The organism is Roseomonas sp. HF4, from assembly GCF_005222755.1.
In the GTDB taxonomy this organism is placed as follows: Bacteria; Pseudomonadota; Alphaproteobacteria; order Acetobacterales; family Acetobacteraceae; genus Neoroseomonas.
In genome coordinates this window covers 415,772-434,128 of record NZ_STGD01000001.1, presented here as the reverse complement: position 1 = coordinate 434,128, position 18,357 = coordinate 415,772, and the positions used below count along the sequence as shown (strand labels likewise).

At 71.3% G+C, this 18,357-nt stretch carries 23 protein-coding genes; 15 read left to right on the top strand and 8 right to left on the bottom strand.

All coding sequences use genetic code 11. The features are described from left to right. The first annotated feature begins 38 nt into the window (after window positions 1-38). On the top strand, window positions 39-626 hold the full coding sequence (locus E8M80_RS02105) for a cytochrome b (RefSeq protein WP_137123986.1): 588 nt from the start codon (window positions 39-41) through the stop codon (window positions 624-626). Beyond that, on the top strand, window positions 627-767 hold the full coding sequence (locus E8M80_RS25690) for a hypothetical protein (protein WP_170979148.1): 141 nt from the start codon (window positions 627-629) through the stop codon (window positions 765-767). Between the two features lie 14 nt (window positions 768-781). On the opposite strand, the gene E8M80_RS02100 is transcribed toward E8M80_RS25690, so the two are convergent. Then, entirely contained in the window at window positions 782-997 is a 216-nt protein-coding gene (locus E8M80_RS02100; protein ID WP_137123985.1) for a hypothetical protein, read from the bottom strand. A gap of 142 nt (window positions 998-1,139) precedes the next feature. Between E8M80_RS02100 and E8M80_RS02095 the strand changes: the two genes are divergently transcribed. Continuing rightward, window positions 1,140-1,472 (top strand): DUF1491 family protein, encoded by a 333-nt coding sequence (locus E8M80_RS02095; protein ID WP_170979147.1) that lies wholly within the window; start codon window positions 1,140-1,142, stop codon window positions 1,470-1,472. A 326-nt stretch (window positions 1,473-1,798) separates the two neighbouring features. On the opposite strand, the gene E8M80_RS02090 is transcribed toward E8M80_RS02095, so the two are convergent. From E8M80_RS02090 to E8M80_RS02080, 3 genes are all read right to left on the bottom strand, one after another. Beyond that, entirely contained in the window at window positions 1,799-2,203 is a 405-nt protein-coding gene (locus E8M80_RS02090; RefSeq protein WP_137123984.1) for a BLUF domain-containing protein, read from the bottom strand. A gap of 63 nt (window positions 2,204-2,266) precedes the next feature. Further along, a complete protein-coding gene (locus E8M80_RS02085) occupies window positions 2,267-2,620 on the bottom strand; it encodes a hypothetical protein (protein WP_137123983.1) in 354 nt (117 codons plus the stop codon). An 83-nt stretch (window positions 2,621-2,703) separates the two neighbouring features. Continuing rightward, the gene (locus E8M80_RS02080) at window positions 2,704-4,359 is read right to left on the bottom strand and encodes a hypothetical protein (RefSeq protein ID WP_137123982.1); all 1,656 of its coding nucleotides are present in this window, start codon (window positions 4,357-4,359) and stop codon (window positions 2,704-2,706) included. Between the two features lie 114 nt (window positions 4,360-4,473). On the opposite strand from E8M80_RS02080, the gene E8M80_RS02075 reads away from it, so the two are divergent. Continuing rightward, window positions 4,474-5,208, top strand: a complete 735-nt coding sequence (locus E8M80_RS02075) for an FkbM family methyltransferase (protein ID WP_137123981.1) — start codon at window positions 4,474-4,476, stop codon at window positions 5,206-5,208. Window positions 5,209-5,232: 24 nt separating this feature from the next. Continuing rightward, window positions 5,233-6,078, top strand: coding sequence for a TauD/TfdA family dioxygenase (locus E8M80_RS02070; RefSeq protein ID WP_137123980.1), 846 nt, complete (start codon window positions 5,233-5,235; stop codon window positions 6,076-6,078). 74 nt (window positions 6,079-6,152) lie between these two features. Here the strand turns inward: E8M80_RS02070 and E8M80_RS02065 are convergent, their stop codons facing one another. Genes E8M80_RS02065 through epmA form a run of 3 tightly spaced genes read right to left on the bottom strand, consistent with a single transcriptional unit; the run spans window position 6,153 to window position 8,246 of the window. Then, window positions 6,153-6,464 carry a c-type cytochrome gene (locus E8M80_RS02065; RefSeq protein ID WP_137123979.1) on the bottom strand — a complete coding sequence of 104 codons (312 nt, stop codon included), beginning with the start codon at window positions 6,462-6,464 and terminating at the stop codon, window positions 6,153-6,155. Window positions 6,465-6,466: 2 nt separating this feature from the next. Then, entirely contained in the window at window positions 6,467-7,168 is a 702-nt protein-coding gene (locus tag E8M80_RS02060; RefSeq protein ID WP_137123978.1) for a hypothetical protein, read from the bottom strand. 55 nt (window positions 7,169-7,223) lie between these two features. Continuing rightward, window positions 7,224-8,246, bottom strand: coding sequence for an EF-P lysine aminoacylase EpmA (epmA, locus tag E8M80_RS02055; RefSeq protein WP_137123977.1), 1,023 nt, complete (start codon window positions 8,244-8,246; stop codon window positions 7,224-7,226). A gap of 36 nt (window positions 8,247-8,282) precedes the next feature. Here epmA and E8M80_RS02050 point away from each other — a divergent pair, with 36 nt between their 5' ends. From E8M80_RS02050 to E8M80_RS02040, 3 genes are all read left to right on the top strand, one after another. Beyond that, complete coding sequence (locus E8M80_RS02050; RefSeq protein WP_137123976.1) at window positions 8,283-9,269, top strand: lysine-2,3-aminomutase-like protein; 987 nt, start codon at window positions 8,283-8,285, stop codon at window positions 9,267-9,269. Between the two features lie 274 nt (window positions 9,270-9,543). Next, a complete protein-coding gene (locus tag E8M80_RS02045; RefSeq protein WP_137123975.1) occupies window positions 9,544-9,813 on the top strand; it encodes a type II toxin-antitoxin system Phd/YefM family antitoxin in 270 nt (89 codons plus the stop codon). Beyond that, window positions 9,810-10,232 (top strand): type II toxin-antitoxin system VapC family toxin, encoded by a 423-nt coding sequence (locus E8M80_RS02040; protein WP_137123974.1) that lies wholly within the window; start codon window positions 9,810-9,812, stop codon window positions 10,230-10,232. The genes E8M80_RS02045 and E8M80_RS02040 overlap by 4 nt, the downstream gene beginning before the upstream one ends. 79 nt (window positions 10,233-10,311) lie before the next feature. Here E8M80_RS02040 and E8M80_RS02035 read toward each other — a convergent pair whose 3' ends face one another. Further along, on the bottom strand, window positions 10,312-11,235 hold the full coding sequence (locus E8M80_RS02035) for a hypothetical protein (RefSeq protein WP_137123973.1): 924 nt from the start codon (window positions 11,233-11,235) through the stop codon (window positions 10,312-10,314). A 231-nt stretch (window positions 11,236-11,466) separates the two neighbouring features. Here E8M80_RS02035 and efp point away from each other — a divergent pair, with 231 nt between their 5' ends. The 7 genes from efp (at window position 11,467) to E8M80_RS02000 (ending at window position 18,148) form a co-directional block, all read left to right on the top strand. After that, a complete protein-coding gene (gene efp / locus E8M80_RS02030) occupies window positions 11,467-12,033 on the top strand; it encodes an elongation factor P (protein ID WP_137123972.1) in 567 nt (188 codons plus the stop codon). A gap of 99 nt (window positions 12,034-12,132) precedes the next feature. After that, window positions 12,133-12,414 (top strand): hypothetical protein, encoded by a 282-nt coding sequence (locus E8M80_RS02025; protein WP_137123971.1) that lies wholly within the window; start codon window positions 12,133-12,135, stop codon window positions 12,412-12,414. A gap of 131 nt (window positions 12,415-12,545) precedes the next feature. Next, a complete protein-coding gene (locus E8M80_RS02020) occupies window positions 12,546-13,391 on the top strand; it encodes an inositol monophosphatase family protein (RefSeq protein ID WP_137123970.1) in 846 nt (281 codons plus the stop codon). Beyond that, window positions 13,388-13,912, top strand: a complete 525-nt coding sequence (locus tag E8M80_RS26925) for a hypothetical protein (RefSeq protein ID WP_137123969.1) — start codon at window positions 13,388-13,390, stop codon at window positions 13,910-13,912. Before E8M80_RS02020 ends, E8M80_RS26925 begins: the two co-directional genes overlap by 4 nt. Continuing rightward, window positions 13,909-15,045: a flagellar motor protein MotA gene (locus E8M80_RS02010; RefSeq protein WP_137123968.1), complete on the top strand. Its 1,137-nt coding sequence runs from the start codon at window positions 13,909-13,911 to the stop codon at window positions 15,043-15,045. Before E8M80_RS26925 ends, E8M80_RS02010 begins: the two co-directional genes overlap by 4 nt. Before the next feature lie 95 nt (window positions 15,046-15,140). After that, window positions 15,141-17,069 (top strand): peptidoglycan -binding protein, encoded by a 1,929-nt coding sequence (locus E8M80_RS02005; RefSeq protein ID WP_137123967.1) that lies wholly within the window; start codon window positions 15,141-15,143, stop codon window positions 17,067-17,069. Further along, on the top strand, window positions 17,066-18,148 hold the full coding sequence (locus E8M80_RS02000; RefSeq protein ID WP_137123966.1) for an ADP-ribosylglycohydrolase family protein: 1,083 nt from the start codon (window positions 17,066-17,068) through the stop codon (window positions 18,146-18,148). The genes E8M80_RS02005 and E8M80_RS02000 overlap by 4 nt, the downstream gene beginning before the upstream one ends. Window positions 18,149-18,357: the final 209 nt, after the last annotated feature.

Sequence of the window (18,357 nt, the reverse complement as noted above, 5' to 3'; positions counted from 1 at the left end):
TGCGTTACGATACCAACCCGATCCGCCGGAGACCGACGATGGACGCCCCCGCAGCCACGCTTCCCGGCCAGGACGCCGCCCACCCGGACGGCCAGTACGGCAGCACGGCCAAATGGTTCCACTGGATCACGGTCGGGCTCATGGCCATCGCGCTGCCGACCGGCTTCGTCATCAAGTTCATCACCGGGGAGGCGGACGGCGCCTACAAGATGGGCTTCTACGCCATCCATGAGAGCGCGGGACTGACCATCCTGCTCGTCGCCATCGCGCGCATCCTCTGGAAGCTGCGCAACCCGCCGCCGCCGCATCCCGCCACCCTGCCCGCGCCGATGCGCATCGCCGCCACGGCCACGCATCACGGCCTGTATGCCATGCTCATCATCCAGCCGGTGATGGGCTTCCTCGCCACCAATGCCTGGGGCTTCCCGATGCAGGGGCGCACGGCCTATCTCGGCTTCATCGACCTTCCGAAGTTCATGGAGGCTTCGGTCGGCTTCGCGGGCGTGCTGTCCTGGATCCACACCATCGGCGGCTATCTGCTCGTGCTGCTGCTGGCCGCCCATATCGGCGCGGCGATCTTCCACCACGCGCTGCGCCGCGACGGCACGCTGATGCGGATGATCTAGATGGGGACGACGCGCGACCCGGTCGAATGCCCGCATTGCGGGGAGCCGACGCTGCCCAACGCGCTGGCGGACGGCACCGTCGTCTGTTCCTGCGCGGCGGAGCGCGAATTGCCGCGACCCACGCCGCCCGCGCCGCGCTGAGCCGGGCGCGGCGGTCAGAGCGGCTTCTGCGCCTTTTCCAGCAGGCGGGCGAAGAAGCCGGGCTTCCTCGCGGGCTCTGCCGGCTTGGGCGCCGCCGTCTCGGCCTCCTTCGCGCGCGCCGCGGCGCGCTTGTCCTTCTGCGCGAGCCACTTCTCGAGGCTCATGCCCGCCTTGGCCGCGCGCTCCGCCTCGTAGGCGCGTTGCGCTTCCGTCATCTTTCGTTCGCTCATGCCGGGATCCTCGATCGCCGCGCGGTGAATGGCGCGCGCCGCGCCTTCCGGCAAGGGGCCTCGCGTGGCAGGGTCGCGCCATGCCGCCCGCCCTGACCTCACCCGCCCGCCGTCCAGACCGCTGCCCGCCGGGGCGCCGCTGATGGAAGCCAAGGTCAAGGCCGGCATCTGGGTGTCGATGGCCGTCCGGCTGTCCGACATGGCGGGCCGGCCGGCCGCCGTGCTGCGCAAGGGGGACCCGGATTCGGGCGGCATCCTGGCCGTGCTGCGGGGCCGGGACGGGGTCGTCGTGCTCTCCCAGGCGCGCGACGCGGAAGGCCGCCCGGCCTGGCTGCGCGGCACCGGGGCCGCGCCGGTCGAGGAGGCGCTCGCCGACGCCTATGTCGAGCGCCAGGTGAAGCGCGATCCCGACCTCTGGGTGGTGGAGTTCGAGGCGCCCGACCTCATGCCGCCCTTCGAGGCCCGGATGATCTGAGACCTGGCGCACGAAGGATTCACCTTCGTGCCCCTCGGACGCCGGGCGGGCCGCAGTCGCGGCCTCGGCCCTTCGGGCCGAACGTCGGAACTTCGTGCGCTTGGTATGAACCGCCCGGCACGCGACTTCACGCCGTGCCGAGGCCGCGCCTGCGGCCCGCCTGACGTCCGGCGTCACGCCGAAGGCGTGCTCTTGGCACCATGCCACGGAAACCGGAGGGCTCCGCGCCACGCCATGGGCATGCCTCCGGCACGACGCGCCTGAGGACAGGAAAGACCGAATGCCAGTGGTCGACGACGTCGGCCGCCGGCATGACGCCCGGCGCGCTACGCCACCGGGGCCATGCCCGACAGCCGCCGGAAGATCGCGATCGCATCCGCCGCCGTCGTCTCCCCGATGACGCCGGAGCGCACCTCATCGGCCGGCCACATCCAGGACTGCGGCGGGTCGTCGCGCATGCTCCAGTCGGGGAACATGCGCTCGGTGGCGTCGCCGCAATGCAGGATCGCGACCTCGACATGCCGGTCGTCGGCGATGATGCGCCCGATGGTCGCGGTCACCGCGAGTCGCGGGCCCTCGAGCAGTTGCAGGAACAGGTCGCGCCGGCAGACCAGCGAACCCGTGATGCCGTTGCGCGCGTTGTGGCGTCGGGCGGCCACCAGGATGTTGTCGAGCATGCCCGCATCGAAGCCGAAGGGGCGGGACGCATAGATCAGTTGCGACAATTGCATCGCGTGGCCTTCCCTGCTGCTGCGCCATTCTGGACCGTCCGGGCCGCGAAGCCCAGCGCCGCGTCAGGGCGCGCGCCGGCGCACCCCGTCGCGGATGAAGACGCGGAAGGGCGTCGTGCCCTCGGCATCGCCGTCGAGCGCGCGCCAGGCGCCGTTGGTGCAGAGCACGCCGCCCTGCGCCGGCACCGCGTCGAACAGCACGACGTTGCGGTACACCGTGCCGTCCGGCGTCGTGGCGGTGAAGCGCGTCAGGCAATGGGCGCCGATCACGACAGGCTCGTATTCGCCGATCATGTTGCCGCCGCCGCCGGTGCTCTCGGAGACCGGGGGCAGGGGCGGCCAGGCGTCGTAGTCCTCCGGGCGCGCAGTGCCGGTTGGCATCGCGGCCGCCGCCAGCGCCGTCGCGACATGCCGCATCGTCGATCTTTCTTCATTGCCCGGGTCGGGGCGTCGCAGGACGGATACGCGTGGCGTGCGCGAACGGGTCCAGCGGCCCGGCGCTACATCAGCCAACCGCCGACATCGTCGAGGAACAGCTCTGTCCCCGCGCCGGCCGCGACCAGGGAGACGACCAGAAGCACATGCGTCGCCCAGTCTGGCGCTTCCTCCGGCGCGGCCGCAGTCGCATCCAGGGCGCGGCTGTTGAAGCGCACCTGCCGCCACTCGCCAAGCGCGGAGTCCTCCCGCGGCGTCTGCACCTCCCCCCAGAACTGTCGTTCCCCGAAGCGCATCGCACCGTCCGCGTCGGTCGCCAGGTGCCGCGCCCAGAAGATCTGGAACCAGACTGGACCGAGCGGGCCGGGACCCGCCAATCGGTACCAGAGCGCCGCGCCGAAGCCCTGTCCGGGGCGGATGGGCGCAGCGACATTCAGCGCGAACCCCGTCCCCGGGCCTATGCCCTTCAGGATGCGCAGGCACCGCCCGCCGCTGCGCGGACGCTCGGTGGAAAGCGCCGCCTCGGCACGGGCATAGGCACGGCCGTCCGCTTCCCAGCGCAGCGCCTGCGCGCTCTCGCGGATCGCGCCCTGCCCGGTGATCCAGCAGGGCAGGTCGAGCGACGGCCCGGCGAAGCGCCCGGCATCGCCGAACACGTTGTGGCGGCGGTCGTCCTTCGTGACCGCCGGCACGTGGCGGTTGCCGTGGCCCGACAGGCCGTCGATCACGATGCGGCCTTCCCCGCCCGCGAGCACGCCGGATGCGGTACGCCAGTTCCACGCGAAGCAGTCGCGCAGCACCACGCGCGCGAGCCTGTCGCGGATCATGAACATGTGGCTGTTGCGGTTGCCCTCCTCCCAGCCGACGCCGGAGATCTGGATGCCTCCGCCTTGCAGCATGAGCTCGCCCGAGACGAGGTCGAAGGGAATGTCCTCCGCGGCCAGCGGGCGGTGCTTCTCGAACCAGCAGCCGTAGAACTGGTTGAGGCCGCTGCCCAGGAACCACTGCCGGCAATAGTCGAAGGCGCAGCCGAAGAAGGTCGCCATGGCCCCGGCCCGGTTGGCGACCGCCAGGTCCGAATTGAAGAAGCTGCAGCCATGGAAGGAGATGTTCTCCCCCGCATCTTCGCTGCTCGTGAAGGCGAGCGCCGTGCCGCAGGCATGGACTTGAAGGCTGTAGCCTTGGCAGAGATAGGCTCGCGCACCGAACGCGATGCCGGTCCCGAAGCCGGATATCGAGACGTTGCGCAGCGCGATCCGGCTCGACAGCCCCTCGACCGCGGTCGCGAGTGCGATCCCGGTCGTGCGGGACGCGCCGCTACGGCCGCGCAGCACGAGCCCCTCGATGACCTGCGGCGCGTGGTCGTAGTGCGATGCACCGCCCGGCGTCGTAAGGGTCAGCAAGGCGGCGCTGTCCGGCAGGCGGCTGCCGTCGAGCACCGCCCGTGCGCCGCTGAGCGACACGCGCGTCGGGTCGAGCACGATGCCACGGTCGATCCGATAGGTCCTTGCACCGAGCAGCACGATCCCGCCCGCAGCGCCGAGCGCGCTGATCGCTGCCTGCAGCGCAGGCGCGTCATCGGCGCGGCCGTCGCCTGCGGCGCCGAAGGCCTCGGGCGTCGTGCGGCCGGGCTGGCCTTGCGCAGGCTGCGCCAGGGCGGGCATCGCCCCTATCGCCAGCGGCGCGGCGCCGAAAAGGGCGCGCCGGGCACGATCGGTCATGCGCGGCTTCCTCCGTGTTGCAGCGGTGGCGCATGCGCAGGATAGCGCCCGGCGCGCCGCGCGCGGCGAAAAATGCTGGGGCGATGGCACCGGCCCTGATATGGCCGTCGGGCCATGGATGAGATGACCTTCCACACCCTGCTGCACCGGCCCGGCACGCTGGTCGATGTTGGCGCGCATGACGGGCTCATTACCATCCCGCTCGCGCGCCTGCCCGCCAGCCGCGTGCTGGCCTTCGAGCCGCTGCCGCCCGCCTTCGCCCGCCTGCAGGCGGCGCTGCGGGACGCCTTCGGCGAGGTGCCGCCGCAGGTCGAATGCCGGGCCGCGGCACTCGGCGATCATGCGGGGGAGATCACGCTGGCCATGCCCGTGCTGGACGGCGTCGCGCAGGAGCAATGGGCGAGCACGGCCAAGGACTACGCGGCCCATCTCTCGGCCCGCGTGACGGTCGAGCGCTTCGCGGTGCCGCTGCTGCGCCTTGATGATCTCGGCCTGACGGACCTGACCGGCATGAAGGTCGATGCCGAGGGCGCGGAATACGAGATCCTGCGCGGTAGCCGCGAGACGCTGCTGCGCTGCCGCCCGGTGATTACGCTGGAGGTCGAGGAACGCCACCGGGAGGGCAGCACATGGGCGGTGCCGGCCTACCTCGATGCGCTCGGCTACGAGGTGCTGTTCGAGCTGGACGGTGCCTGGCACCCGTTGGATGCGCTCGACCGCGCGACGATGCAGCGCGCCTCCCCGGATCCATCGGTGTTCGAGGCGTCCGATCCCTATGTCTTCGTCTTCTACGCGCTGCCGCGCGAGGACGCGGGGGCGATGCTGGCGCGGCTCCGGGGCGCGGCGTAGCCTGCGCGCCGAACGGAGGGAAGCATGTCCATCACGGCTCAGCGCATCATCGTCACACGCGCCTCGGGCTCCTGCGGGGCGGAGGTCTCGGGCATCGATTTCGGCCGCGACCTCGACGACGGCACCATCGCGGAGCTCCGCGGCACCTGGCTCGAGCACGGTGTCCTGTTCCTGCGCGACGCCGCCATGGAACCCGCACGCTTCCTCGCCTTCGCGCGCCGCTTCGGCACGCCGGTCGAATACCCCTTTGTGCGCGGGCTGGACGGCTTCCCCGAGATCACGCCCGTCATCAAGGAACCGCACGAGCGCATCAATTTCGGCGGCGTCTGGCACTCCGACACCGCCTACCTCGAGCGCCCGCCCATGGCGACGATGCTGCTGGCGCGGGAAGTGCCGCCGGCCGGCGGCGACACGATCTTCGCCGATGCCCGTGCGGCCTACGACGCACTCTCCCCCGGGCTGCGCGCGACGCTGGACGGGCTGCGCGCGGTGAATTCGTCCCGCAAGGCCGATGCGTCCAAGACGCGGGAGGACCGGCAGAAGGAACGCGGCGCCGTCACCAACGCCGAGGTGCTGGAAGGCATCCACCCGGTGGTGCGCACGCATGCCGAGACGGGCCGGAAGGCGCTCTACGTGAACCTCGGCCACACCTCGCAGTTCGAGGGCTGGACGGTCGAGGAATCGAAGCCGCTGCTCGACTTCCTGTTCGCCCATGTCACGCGCCCGGAATTCACCTGCCGCTTCCGCTGGGCGCCGGGCTCCATCGCGCTCTGGGACAACCGCGCGGTGCAGCACTATCCGGTCAATGATTACCACGGCCACCGGCGGGAGATGCACCGCATCACGCTCCGCGGCGACGTGCCGGCCTGATCCGGACAATACGGCCCGGCCCGTGCCGGGGCGCCGCGCGAAGGTTGGTCCCTCGGGCGGCGGGCCGCGCACCCCTACCGCTCGAGGCTGCGCAGATGCGCGACGAGCGCCGAGACCTCGGCCTCGGTGAAGGTGAATTGCGGCATGTCGGGATGGCCCGCGACGATGCCCTCGGCCAGCGCCTCGGCCAGCTGGTCCACCGGGTAGCGGCGGTGCAGGTCGCGGAAGGCCGGCGCGTCCGCCCGCGGGCTCGCCCCCGTCCGGCCCGTGGCATGGCAGGCGGCGCAGGCCGCCTCGGCCAGCGCGGCCCCGCGCGCGGCCTCCTGCCGGTCGGCGGAAGGCCCGCAGGCGGCCAGCGCCAGGAGGATCGGCAGCGCCGCGCGCATCCTCAGCTCCCGCAGCTCGCGATGGTCGCGGAGGCGAAGCCGCGCACGGTGCTCGCACTCACCTCCAGCAGCAGCTCCGCATTGCCCAGCACCACCGGATGGCGCTGCGGCAGGCCGGTCAGCGTCACCGGGTCCTGCCCGGCCACGTTGACCACCACGCTCGCCGCCGTGGCCAGGTCGTCGTTCGGCGCCGGCGCGCTCACCACGACGCGCACCATGCCGTCGGCCAATTCGATTCCGGCGCCCTCCGGCACGCGGCCATAGGCGATGGCGAAGCGGCGCGCGGTGCCGCGGCCCTCGCAGCGGCGCACCGGGGCGGCGTCGCGCAGCACCTGCTCGATCCGCGCGCGGGGAATGCCGGCGCCGATCCGCTGCTGCGCCAACGAAAACAGCGCCGCCGCATCCCCCTGCGGCACATCCTGGTCATACCGGCGCTGCAGCGCCTGGTTGGCCGTCCGCGCCTGGCGCAACTCCGCATCCAGCTGCGTGTTGCGCAGCCTGACGTCGCGCAACTCGCCGCCCAGCGTGTCGAGCCGCCCCTGCAGCCGGTCCACCTCGGTCCGCGCGAGCTCGAGCCCGCTCTGGTAGGCCGCGATGCCAAGCGCGGCCAGCACGCCGAGCACGATGAGCCATTTCGACAGCCGCAGCACGAACTGCCCGCGCCGACGACGCCTCTCGCGGCTGTATCTCGATCCGATCGCCATCCGTTCCCGTGACCTGTCCCGGCCGGGCCTTTAGACGCGAGGGGGCGGCGCGGGGTCAAGACACGGGAAGCCACAGCACGTCCTCGATCCGCGGCGCGCCGGCCGCCAGCATGGCCAGCCGGTCGAAACCGAGCGCGATCCCGGCGGTCGGCGGCAGGCCGTGTTCCAGGGCGGCCAGGAAGTCCTCGTCCACCTCCCAGCCCCGCGCCCCGGTGATCCGGCGGCGTTCCGCGTTCGCCTCCTCGAACCGGGCGCGCTGCTCGGCCGGGTCGGTCAATTCGTCGAAGGCATTGGCCAATTCGATCCCGGCCACGAACACCTCGAACCGCAGCGCCGCCCGCGGATCGGCCGGGTCGCGCCGGGCGAGCGCCGCCTGGGGCGCCGGCCAATGCGTCAGGAACGTCGCCCGCCCTCGCCCGATCGCGGGCTCCACCCGCTCCAGCAGGAGGCGGAAGAACAGGTCCTCCCACCCCTCATCCGGCCGCGGCGGCAGGCCGGCGGCGGCGGCGGCCGCATGCAGCCGCGCCGCATCCCCCTCCGTCCCCAGGATGTCGAGGCCGTTGCAGTGCCGCGCGAAGGCGTCCTGCATCGTCAGCCGCTCGAACGGCAGGGCGAGGTCGGTCCGCACCCCCCCATGCTCGACCACCGGCGGGCAGACGGCGCGGATGAACGCCTCCGTCTCCTCCATCAGCCCCTCGAAGCCGAGGCCCGGGCCATACCATTCCAGCATGGTGAATTCCGGCGCATGGCGGGCCGAGACCTCCCCGTTCCGCCAGACCCGCGCGAACTCGAAGACCGGCCCGCAGCCGCCCGCCAGCAGCTTCTTGATGGCAAGCTCCGGCGAGGTCCGCAGCCAGAGCGGCCGCGCCGCGCCCGCGCCCAGGTGCGGGTCGAACCGCGTCTCGAAGGCGCGGATATGCACCTCCGCCCCGGGGGCGGGGACCAGGCAGGGGGTCTCGACCTCCCGATACCCGCGGGCGGCGAAGAAGGCGCGCGTCGCCGCCACCAGCGCGGCGCGCCGGTCGAGGAAGGGCAGGCGCGCGGCCAAGCGACCAGGCCGCCAGGGAGCATCGGGCATTGCGGGGCCGAGGGGGTTGCAGTACGGCCCCCGACCATGCCGGACGGAACCACGCCACGCCAGGGACCGACGCTGCGGACCGCGCGCGCCCTTCGCACCGCAGGCCTGATCCCGCCCGGGGCCGAGGCCGGCGCCGCCGCCGTCGCCACCCGCTACGCCATTTCCGTGACCGACCACGTGGCCCGCCTGATCGACCCCGCCGACCCGGCCGACCCGATCGCGCGCCAATACATCCCCGACCCCGCGGAACTCATCACCGCCCCGGGCGAGACCGACGACCCGACGGCCGACGGCCCCTTCACCCCGGTCAAGGGCGTGGTCCACCGCTACCCGGACCGGGCGCTGCTGAAGCCGCTGCTCGCCTGCCCGGTCTACTGCCGCTTCTGCTTCCGGCGCGAAGTGGTGGGCCCGGACGGCGGCGTGCTGACGGACGCGGAACTGGACGCGGCGCTCGCCTGGTTCGAACGCACGCCCGCGGTGCGGGAAGCGATCCTGACCGGCGGCGACCCCTTCATGCTGAGCGCGCGCCGCCTCGGCGCGATCCTGGCCCGGTTGGGCGCGGCGCCGCACATCGAGACGCTGCGCCTGCACACGCGCGTGCCGGTAGCCGACCCCGGGCGTGTGGACGCGGCCCTGGTCGCGGCGCTGCGCGCGGCCGGCAAGCCGGTGTTCGTGGCGGTGCACGCGAACCACGCGCGGGAGTTCTCTGTTCCTGCCGTCGAGGCGCTGGCCCGGCTGGCCGATGGCGGCGTGCCGCTGCTCGGGCAGAGCGTGCTGCTGCGGGGGGTGAACGATTCCGCGGACGCGCTGGAAGGGTTGGTCCGCGCGATGATCCGGGCACGGGTGCGGCCGTACTACCTGCACGCGCTGGACGCGGCGCCGGGGACGGCGCGGTTCGCCGTGCCGGACGCGGAGGGGGTGGCGCTGGTGCAGGCGCTGCGCGGGCGGGTGCCGGGGTTCGCGATGCCGGTGTTCGTGCGGGAGACGCCGGGCGGGGGCGGGAAGAAGCCGGTGCGTGCGTAGCGCCCCGGTTTTCCGCGGGAATGCAGGTTTCGGACAAATGCGCCGGGGGCGGACTCCGGGCGGAGGCGGGATGGGCAGGCTCGGAGCGGGGGTGCCGGTCGGCATGGCGGGCAGTGTATAGGCATTTTGTCCTTGATGGTAGGGAAGTCTGGGGGCGCCGCCCCCAACCCCCGCCGGGGTGACCGGGTCACCCCGGACCCCGCCGAATTTGGATGCGGGGGCACGCGCGATGCGTTATATGACCATATAATATGACTGGTCAGGAGATGTGGTCATGGGAGAGGTCTGCGAGGTCAACGCGACCGAGTTCAAGGCCAAGTGCCTCGATCTGCTGGACCAGGTGAACAACGGCACGATCGCGCGGCTGGACGTCACGAAGCGGGGGAGGGTGGTGGCGGTGGTGACGAAGCCGCCGGCGACCTCGGCGGGGGACCTGCACGGGTTCCTGCGCGGCAGCGTCATCATTCCGCCCGACCTCGACCTGACGGCGCCGACCGGGGGGGATGCGCCCACGGATGCGGAGCTGGGCATCCTGCATCGGTGAGCGCGGTCCTGCTCGACACCTGCGCGGTGATCTGGCTGGCGCAGGGGGAGGCCATGAGCGAGGCCGGGCGCGCGGCCATCCGGGCGGCGGCGATGGGCGACGGGGCCTATGTCTCGGCCGCGACGGCATGGGAGATCGGGCAATTGTGCCGCCCGCGGGGACAGCGGGCGCCGCTGGTGCTGCTGCCGGACCCGGAGACATGGATCGCGCGCGTGTTCGCGGCACCGGGGCTGCGCGAGGCGCCGCTGACGCGCGAGATCATGTGGCGGGCGAGCGCGTTGCCCGGCGGGTTCCATGCCGACCCGGCGGACCGGTTCATCGTGGCGACGGCGCAGACGATGGGGGTGCCGGTGGTGACTCGGGACCGGGCGATATTGGCGCATGCGGCGGAGGGGTTTGTGGGAGCGGTGGGGTGTTGAGGATTAAGGGGAGCCTGATGCCGGGCCTCTACATCGCGACACAGCCAAAAAGTAAAATTACCAAACACTCATAACAAGGCTAAAATGGTGTGGGTTCATCACCAAATATTTCTTTAATTTTCTGGCGATTTCCGTCCGCATCAATGTCACCAGTTATTGCAATCATAACGCCATTTGGTGTCTGGTTTACCTTTACTCCCTCTATTCCATCTAGCAGCTGGACAAGAAAAGCCTTTTCCGGAATTTCCTTTGCATTCATATGACGCAGCCGATCATTTGGAATATGGATGAATTCTAACGCCGACTCACCCTTTTCAGGCTGCAAATCAATCGGACGCGAACTCCCGGGAGGTTCAAATGTTCGCCTGCTTCGTTCAATTGCAGAGCGTGGCTCTGAAAGATAGGACCGCCTAATTTCGGTTCGGACATGCCGTTGAAAAGTCCGCATATCTTCACTCAGTAGATTAATTTTTTCGATAAGGAAATCTTGTCCAGAGACCTCCCGCTTGTCGATTTTGGCGACTTCAAACTCTCCAAAATGCTTCAAAAAACTTGTGAATTTCGGATCACTTTTTGCTTTCTCGTATGTGGCGGAGATCTTTCCTCGAAGGGCTTCCTTAAATGAAAGAATTTGTGCAAATCGAAGGTCCCTCGGATACGAAACATGCTCGATAGGTGATGTGTCAAAACTGTAGTCTGTCTTATTGTCTTTGATAATAATAACTGGCTTGTCGAACGCGAGTCGCATCCCCAACTCAAACATTACATTTGGATTTTTTCCGCTTACATCACATACGCACATTTCATTATCAAATATATTTTGAATTATGCGCCGTTGTATGACGCCGATATCATCAGCATCGCTTACAAGATTCGGCACAAAATTTGCCGCCTTGATCGCCTCAAAAATTATTGTCTTTACTTCGATCCAATGCTCAGCAGTGCAACCATCAATGGCAGAAATCGGCATTATTACGCCGCATTTTGGTGGTTCGTCTTCCATTTTTTCGTTACTCCTAACCGATGTATTCATTTATTTGCCCTTCGGTACATAAAAATTTCCGCAGCCTATCAATTGTTAGGGTACGATGGATTGTTTTCGGCGGCAACGGTTTGAGTTTGCGCAGACCATATTCCTGCGGCTCACTAGGTTGCTCAAATGGCGGCATCACCCTACACCGCCGGGATGTGGCGGCCCTGAAGCCGTCCGTAACCTCAGTATGCAGGCCCTCCAATGGCAAAGATGCAAGCCAACCAAATGCGTGCCGGCATGGTCATCGAGTTCGAGGGCCAGCGCTACACCATCCTCAAGCAGAACATCATGATCCCGGGGAAGGGTGCCGCGGTCATCCAGGTGGACATGCGCAACGTCAAGACCGGCGCCAAGAAGGACCAGCGCTGGCGGACGGCCGACACGGTGGAACGCCTGACGACCGAGGACAAGGAATTCACCTACTCCTACGCCGACGACGACAACCTGGTCCTGATGGACCCGCAGACCTTCGAACAGACCATGGTGCCGAAGGACATCCTCGGCGACCGCCTGCCCTACCTGCAGGAAAACATGACCGTGAACGTCAAGCTCATCGAGGGCGACCCGGTCTCCATGGACCTGCCCGAGCTCGTGACGCTCGAAATCGTGGAGGCCGACCCCGTCGTGAAGGGCCAGACCGCCTCCTCCTCCTACAAGCCCGCCATCCTGTCGAACGGCGTGAAGGTCATGGTCCCCCCCTTCATCACGGCGGGGGAGAAGATCGTCGTGAAGACCACCGACGGCACCTATTACGAACGCGCGAAATAAGGCGCGCACGGCAGGCCCGCCGTCGCATTGATGCCTCGCCGGCGCCCGAGTCGCGCCGTGTCGTCCTCATATGCATGCGGACGAACAAGGAGGCATCGGATGCGCAGCAGGTTCCTTTCGCTCTGCCTGGGGCTGGTTCTTGCCGTCCCGGGCATCGCGGCCGCCGATCCCTGGAAGGACGAAAGCGGCAATGGCCGGCGCGATCGCGACGCGCGCGGCGCGGTCTTCCTGCCCGTCCCGCCGCCGCCGCGCGCCCCCGGCTGGGTGCCCGTGCCGGCGGCACCACGCGTGCCGCATGGGCACCTCCCGCCTCCCGGCGAGTGCCGCCCCTGGATCCCCGGCGTTCCTGCCGGCCAGCAGCCCCCGCCGCATCGCTGCTGAACCTCGGGTTTCCGCGGGTCCGGGGACACGTCTGCCCCCGGCGGGGGTCCAGGGGGCCGCGCCCCCTGGCCTGAACTCCCCTCATCCGCTACCCGTTGCCTCGCTCTTTCTCCCCGCAAGGTCCCCCGTTCATGTCGCCGATCTCCGCGCGCCTCTCGCCTGCCATGCAGGTCGTCACCACTGCCGTCCGCAAGGCCGGGCGTCGCCTGTTGCGTGACTTCGGGGAGGTCGAGCAGCTCCAGGTCAGCGTGAAGGGCCCGTCCGACTTCGTCTCCACCGCCGACCTCCGTGCCGAGCAGACGCTGCGCGAGGAACTGACCAAGGCGCGCCCCGCCTTCGCCTTCCTGATGGAGGAATCGGGCGCCTCCGGCTCCGAGGACTGGGAATGGCGCTGGGTGGTCGACCCCCTCGACGGCACCACGAACTTCCTGCACGGCATCCCGCACTGGGCGATCAGCGTCGGCATCGAGAAGCGCATCGAGCCCGGCCGCACCGAGATCATGGCCGGCGTCATCTACAACCCCGCCTCGGACGAGCTGTTCTGGGCCGAGAAGGGCGTCGGCGCCTTCCTCAACGACAAGCGCCTGCGCGTCTCCGGCCGGCGGGAGATGAAGGACGCGGTCTTCGCCACCGGCATCCCCTTCGGCGGTGTGCCGCGCAAGGCGGAATTCAGCGCCGTGCTCAACCGCATCATGCCGCAGGTCGCGGGCGTGCGGCGCTTCGGCGCGGCGGCGCTCGACCTCGCCTGGGTCGCGGCCGGCCGGTACGAGGGCTTCTGGGAGCTCAACCTGAACAAGTGGGACATCGCCGCCGGGCTGATCCTGGTGAAGGAGGCCGGCGGCTTCGTCACCGACCCCGATGGCGGCGACGCCTACGCGCACGGCAACGTCGTGGCCGGCAACCCGCATCTGCATCCGAAGCTGCGGGAGGTGGTGGCCGAGGGCATCGCCGCCGTGCAGGCGCGCCAGGCCGGATGAGGCGCCGCGCGGCCCTCGTGCTGCTGGCCTGCGCGGGGTCGGCGCGCGCGCAGGACCTGCCGGCGGAATTGCCGCCCGAGCCCCCGCCCGCGCCGCCGCCGCCGCCGCGGCTCGCGCCCGAAGGCGCGCCGCTCGCGCCCTCCGTGCCGCCCGACGGCCCGCCGCTGCCGCCCGGCATGACCGCGCTGCCCGGCGGCGCGCTCCGAGTCGCGGGCGCGCCGGGCCGGCTCGACCCGGCGCAATCTGCGGCGCTCGCCGCCTTCGGCCGGGCGCTGGCCGCCCTGCCGGCCGGGCGCGTGGCGGTGGAGGCGCAGGTCTCGGGCCCCATCAACGACGCCTCGATGGCGCGGCGCGCCTCGCTTTCCGCCGCGCAGGCGGTGAAGGCGGCGCTCGTCGCCGGCGGGCTCGACCCGACGCGGATCGACCTGCGCCCGCTGGGCCGCGTCGGCGCCGGCGTGGACCGGGTGGACGTGCTGCCGCCCGGCGTGGCAAGCCCGGCTGCGGAGGCACGCGGGCGATGACGCAGCCGAAGGTCTATCTCTGGCGGATGCTGGGCTTCCTCGCCTTCGTGGCGGTGGTGACCCTCGTGCTGTCCGAGCAGCTGGCCGTCGCCTTCGCCGCGAATCCGGTGCTGAACGGGATCATCCTGGCGGTGCTCGTCTCGGGCATCGTCTGGAACCTGCGCCAGGTGCTGGCCCTGCGGCATGAGGTCGCCTGGCTCGAGGGCTTCCGTTCGGTCCGCGGCACGGGGGAGGCCGCGGTGCAGCCCCGGCTGCTGGCGCCGATGGCGTCGATGCTGGCGGCGCGGCGGCAGGAACGCGTCTCGCTCTCGGCCATCGCGCTGCGCTCGGTGATGGACGGCATCGTCTCCCGGCTGGATGAGACGCGGGAATTGTCCCGCTACATGACCGGGCTGCTGATCTTCCTCGGCCTGCTCGGCACCTTCTGGGGGCTGCTGCTGACCATCTCCTCGGTCGCGGACGTGATCCAGACCATGAGCGTCGGCTCGGGCGACCTGAACCAGCTGTTCAACCAGTTGAAGACAGGTCTCGCGCGACCGCTGGAGGGCATGGGCACGGCCTTCTCGACCTCCATGCTGGGTCTCGCCGGCGCGCTGGTGCTGGGCTTCATGGACCTCACGGCCGGCCAGGCGCAGAACCGCTTCACGAACGAGCTCGAGGAATGGCTCGCGGGCCTGACGCGCCTGTCGTCCGGCATCGGCCAGGACAGCGAGGGCAACGTCCCCGCCTATGTCACCGCGCTGCTCGAGCAGACGGCCGAGAACATGGAGCGCCTGCAGGCGATCCTCGGCCGCGGGGAGGATGCGCGCGCCGCCACCTCCCAGGCGCTGATCACGCTGACCGAGCGCCTGACCGTGCTGACCGAGCAGATGCGCGCCAACAACCGCCTGATGCTGCGGGTAGCGGAGGGCCAGGCGAATCTCGGCCCCGCGCTGACGCGCATCGCCGAGGGCCAGGCCGCCGGCGCGATCGACGAGGAGACGCGCGGGCATATCCGCAGCCTCGACCTCCACCTCGCCCGCATGGCGGAGGAAGTGGCGCAGGGGCGCATCCAGGCGACCTCCGAGCTGCGGAACGAGATCAAGGTGCTGACCCGCACCATCGCGGCGATCGGCGGGGAGCAGGGGCGGTGACGCCGCGCATCCGGGGGGGCGCCGCCCCCCTGGACCCCTCGCCAAGGGTCGGAAGGCCCTCGGCGCCCGCCACCCGGGCGCGGGGCTGACGCCGCATGGCGCGCCAGAAGGACAGGCGGCGCGGCGGGCTCGATGCCTGGCCGGGCTACGTCGACGCGCTGTCCACGCTGCTCATGGTCATCATCTTCGTGTTGCTGGTCTTCGTGCTGGCGCAGGGGTTCCTCTCGGTCGCGCTGGGCTCGCGCGACCGGGCGCTCGACCGGCTGAACCGGCAGGTGGCCGAACTGGCCGAGATGCTGGCGCTGGAACGCGGCGAGGCGGAGGAGATGCGGAGCGCCGCGTCGCGCGCCGTGGCCGAACTCTCGCTCGCCGCCGCCGCGCGCGACGCGGCGCTGCGCAGCCTCGGCCAGGCGCGGGAGGAACGCGAAAGGCTCGGCGCCGAGCGCGACGCGGCCGTGGCGGAACGCGACCGCCTCGCCGCGCGCCTCGCCGACCTCGGCCTCTCCGGGCGCGGCACCGAGGAACGCGTCGCCGCGCTGGAACGGCAATTGGGGGAGGCGCTGGCCCGCGCCGAGACCGCCGGCGCCGATGCCGCCCGCACCGCGCGCGACCTGACCGAGGCGCGCCGCGGCCTGTCCGAGGCCGAGCAGCGCCGCGCCGCGCTGGAGCGCAGCGCCGCCGAGGCTGCGTCCCGCCTCGCCGCCGCGCGCTCGGAAATCGAGGCGCTGCGGGCCGAGGCGGCCGCGATGGACCGCCAGGTGCGCGCCGACCGCGCGACGATCGAGGCGCGGCTGTCCGACCTCGCGCGCATGACGCGGGAGGTCCAGGCGCTGACGGCGCTGCGCGACGAGCTGGAAGCGCGCGTGCGCACCGCCATGGCCCAGGCCGAGCAGGACCAGCGCAACCGCCGCGCCGCCGAGCAATCCGCCGCGCAGGCCACGGCCGCGATGGCGGAGCTGGAACGCCAGCGCGCCGCGCTCGCGGCCTCGGAACGCGCGGCGCTGCAGCGCCTGGCCGGTGCCGAGGAAGCCCGCCTGGCGGCGGTCGCCGAGGCCGCCGAGGCTGCCCGCCAGCGCACGGCGCGCGAAGCCGAGGCCCGCGCCGCCGAGACCGCGGCCGCCGAGGCGCGGCGCGCGCGCGGCCTGGCCGAGGCCGCCGCGGCCCAGGCAGCGGCCGAGGCGCGGGAAGCGGCGGCGCGCCGCGCCGATGCCGAGGGCGCGGTGGCCGCCGCGCTGGCCCGTGCGGGCGGCGCGGCGGAACAGGCGGCGGCGGCGGCGATCCGCGCCGGCGCGGCCGAGCGCGCGGCCGAGGACGCCGCGCGCCGCGCCGGCTTCGCCGAGGAACAGCGCCGCCTGGCCGAGGCGCAGGCCACCGAGCAGACGCGGCTCGCCGAGAGCGCGCGCGCCGAGGTGGCGCTGCTGACCGCGCAGGTGTCCCGCCTGCGCGAGGAGATCGCGCGCCTGTCCGCCGCGCTCAACCTGGAGCAGGCCACGGGGCGGGACCGCGAGGCGACGATCGCGACGCTGGGCGCCCGGCTCAACGCCGCGCTGGCGCAGCGGGTCGAGGAACTGCAGCGCTACCGGTCGGACTTCTTCGGCCGGTTGCGCGAAGTGCTGGGCGAGCGGCCCGAGGTGCGGATCGTGGGCGACCGCTTCGTCTTCCAGGGGGAGGTGCTGTTCGCGCCGGCCCAGGCTGAGCTGTCCGACGAAGGGCGCCGGCAGGTGCGCGACCTGGCGCGCGTGCTGCTCGAGATCGCACCGCGGATCCCCTCCGACATCCCCTGGCTGCTGCGCGTGGACGGGCATGCGGACCGCAGCCCGATCCGCGGCGGGCGCTTCGCGAACAACTGGGAACTCGCGGCGGCGCGCGCCATCGCGGTGGCGCAGCTGCTGATCGCCGAGGGCCTGGCGCCCAACCGCGTCGCGGCGGCGAGCTTCGGCGACACGCAGCCGATCGACCCGGGGGACGGCGCGGCCGCCTTCGCGCGCAACCGGCGCATCGAGTTGCGCCTGACCGACCGATGAGCACGCCCGGCCTGCGTGACCGGGTCCGCGGCTGCCTGCTGGGCGGCGCGGTCGGCGATGCGCTGGGCGCGCCGGTCGAGTTCCTGCGCCTTCACGAGATCCGCGCGCGCTTCGGGCCGGACGGCATCCGCGACTTCGCGCCCGCCTATGGGCGGGTCGGCGCCATCACCGACGACACGCAGATGACGCTGTTCACCGCCGAGGGGCTGCTGCTCGCCTGGCGGCGCGGCGCGCTGCGCGGCATCTGCCATCCGCCCTCGATGATGCACGCGGCCTACCTGGATTGGCTGCGCACGCAGGGGGAGGCGCCAGCCTTCGCCGCGCCCGGGATCGGCGGGCTCGCGCGGCTGCCCGAGATGAACAGCCGCCGTGCGCCGGGAAACACCTGCCTCTCGGCGCTGCTGGCCGCGACGCGGCTCGGCGAGCCCGCGCGCAACGACAGCAAGGGCTGCGGCGGCGTCATGCGCGTCGCGCCCTGCGGGCTGTTCCCGACCCATCCCGGCACGCCGGAGGAGGCCTTCCGGCTGGGCTGCGAGGCGGCGGCGCTGACCCATGGCCATGTCAGCGGCATCCTGCCGGCCGGGCATTTCGCCGCGACCATCGCGGGGCTGCGGGCGGGCGTGCCGCTCGGCCCGGCGCTGGCGGCCGCGGATGCCGTGCTGGCGGGGCGGGAGGGCGCGGCCGAGACCGAGGCGGCGCTGGCGGCGGCGCGGGCACTGGCGGCGCGCGGGCGCCCCTCGGCGGAGGCGCTGGAGACGCTGGGCGGCGGCTGGGTGGCGGAGGAGGCGCTGGCGATCGCCGTCGCATGTGCGCTGGTTGCCGAGGATTTCGCCGATGGCGTGCGGCTGGCCGCGAATCATTCGGGCGATTCCGACAGCACGGCGGCGATGGTGGGGAACCTGCTCGGCGCGCTGTGGGGCGAGGCGGCGATCCCGGCGGCATGGCTCGAGGTGCTGGAGTTGCGCGCGGAGATCGGCGCGCTGGCCGATGCGCTGGCGGGTGCCGCGACGGGCGCGCTGGACCCGGAGGTGGCCGAGTTCCGCTGGCGCGGCGACGGTGAAGCGGACGGGCGCCGTTAGCGCCAAGGTTGCTGCCGCGCCACCGGGATCGGACCTCGCCGTCCTGCCCACCCGCGCCCGACATCCAGAAAAGGGAGGGGGATCGGGGGAGGTTCTCCTCCCCCGACCTCATACCGGCGCCCGAATTCCTCGATCGCCGGCATTCGTTCTTTCCTGCCCTCGGACGCCGGTCGGAAAACTCAGGTTTCCTTGGCTTCGCCGGAGTTCCG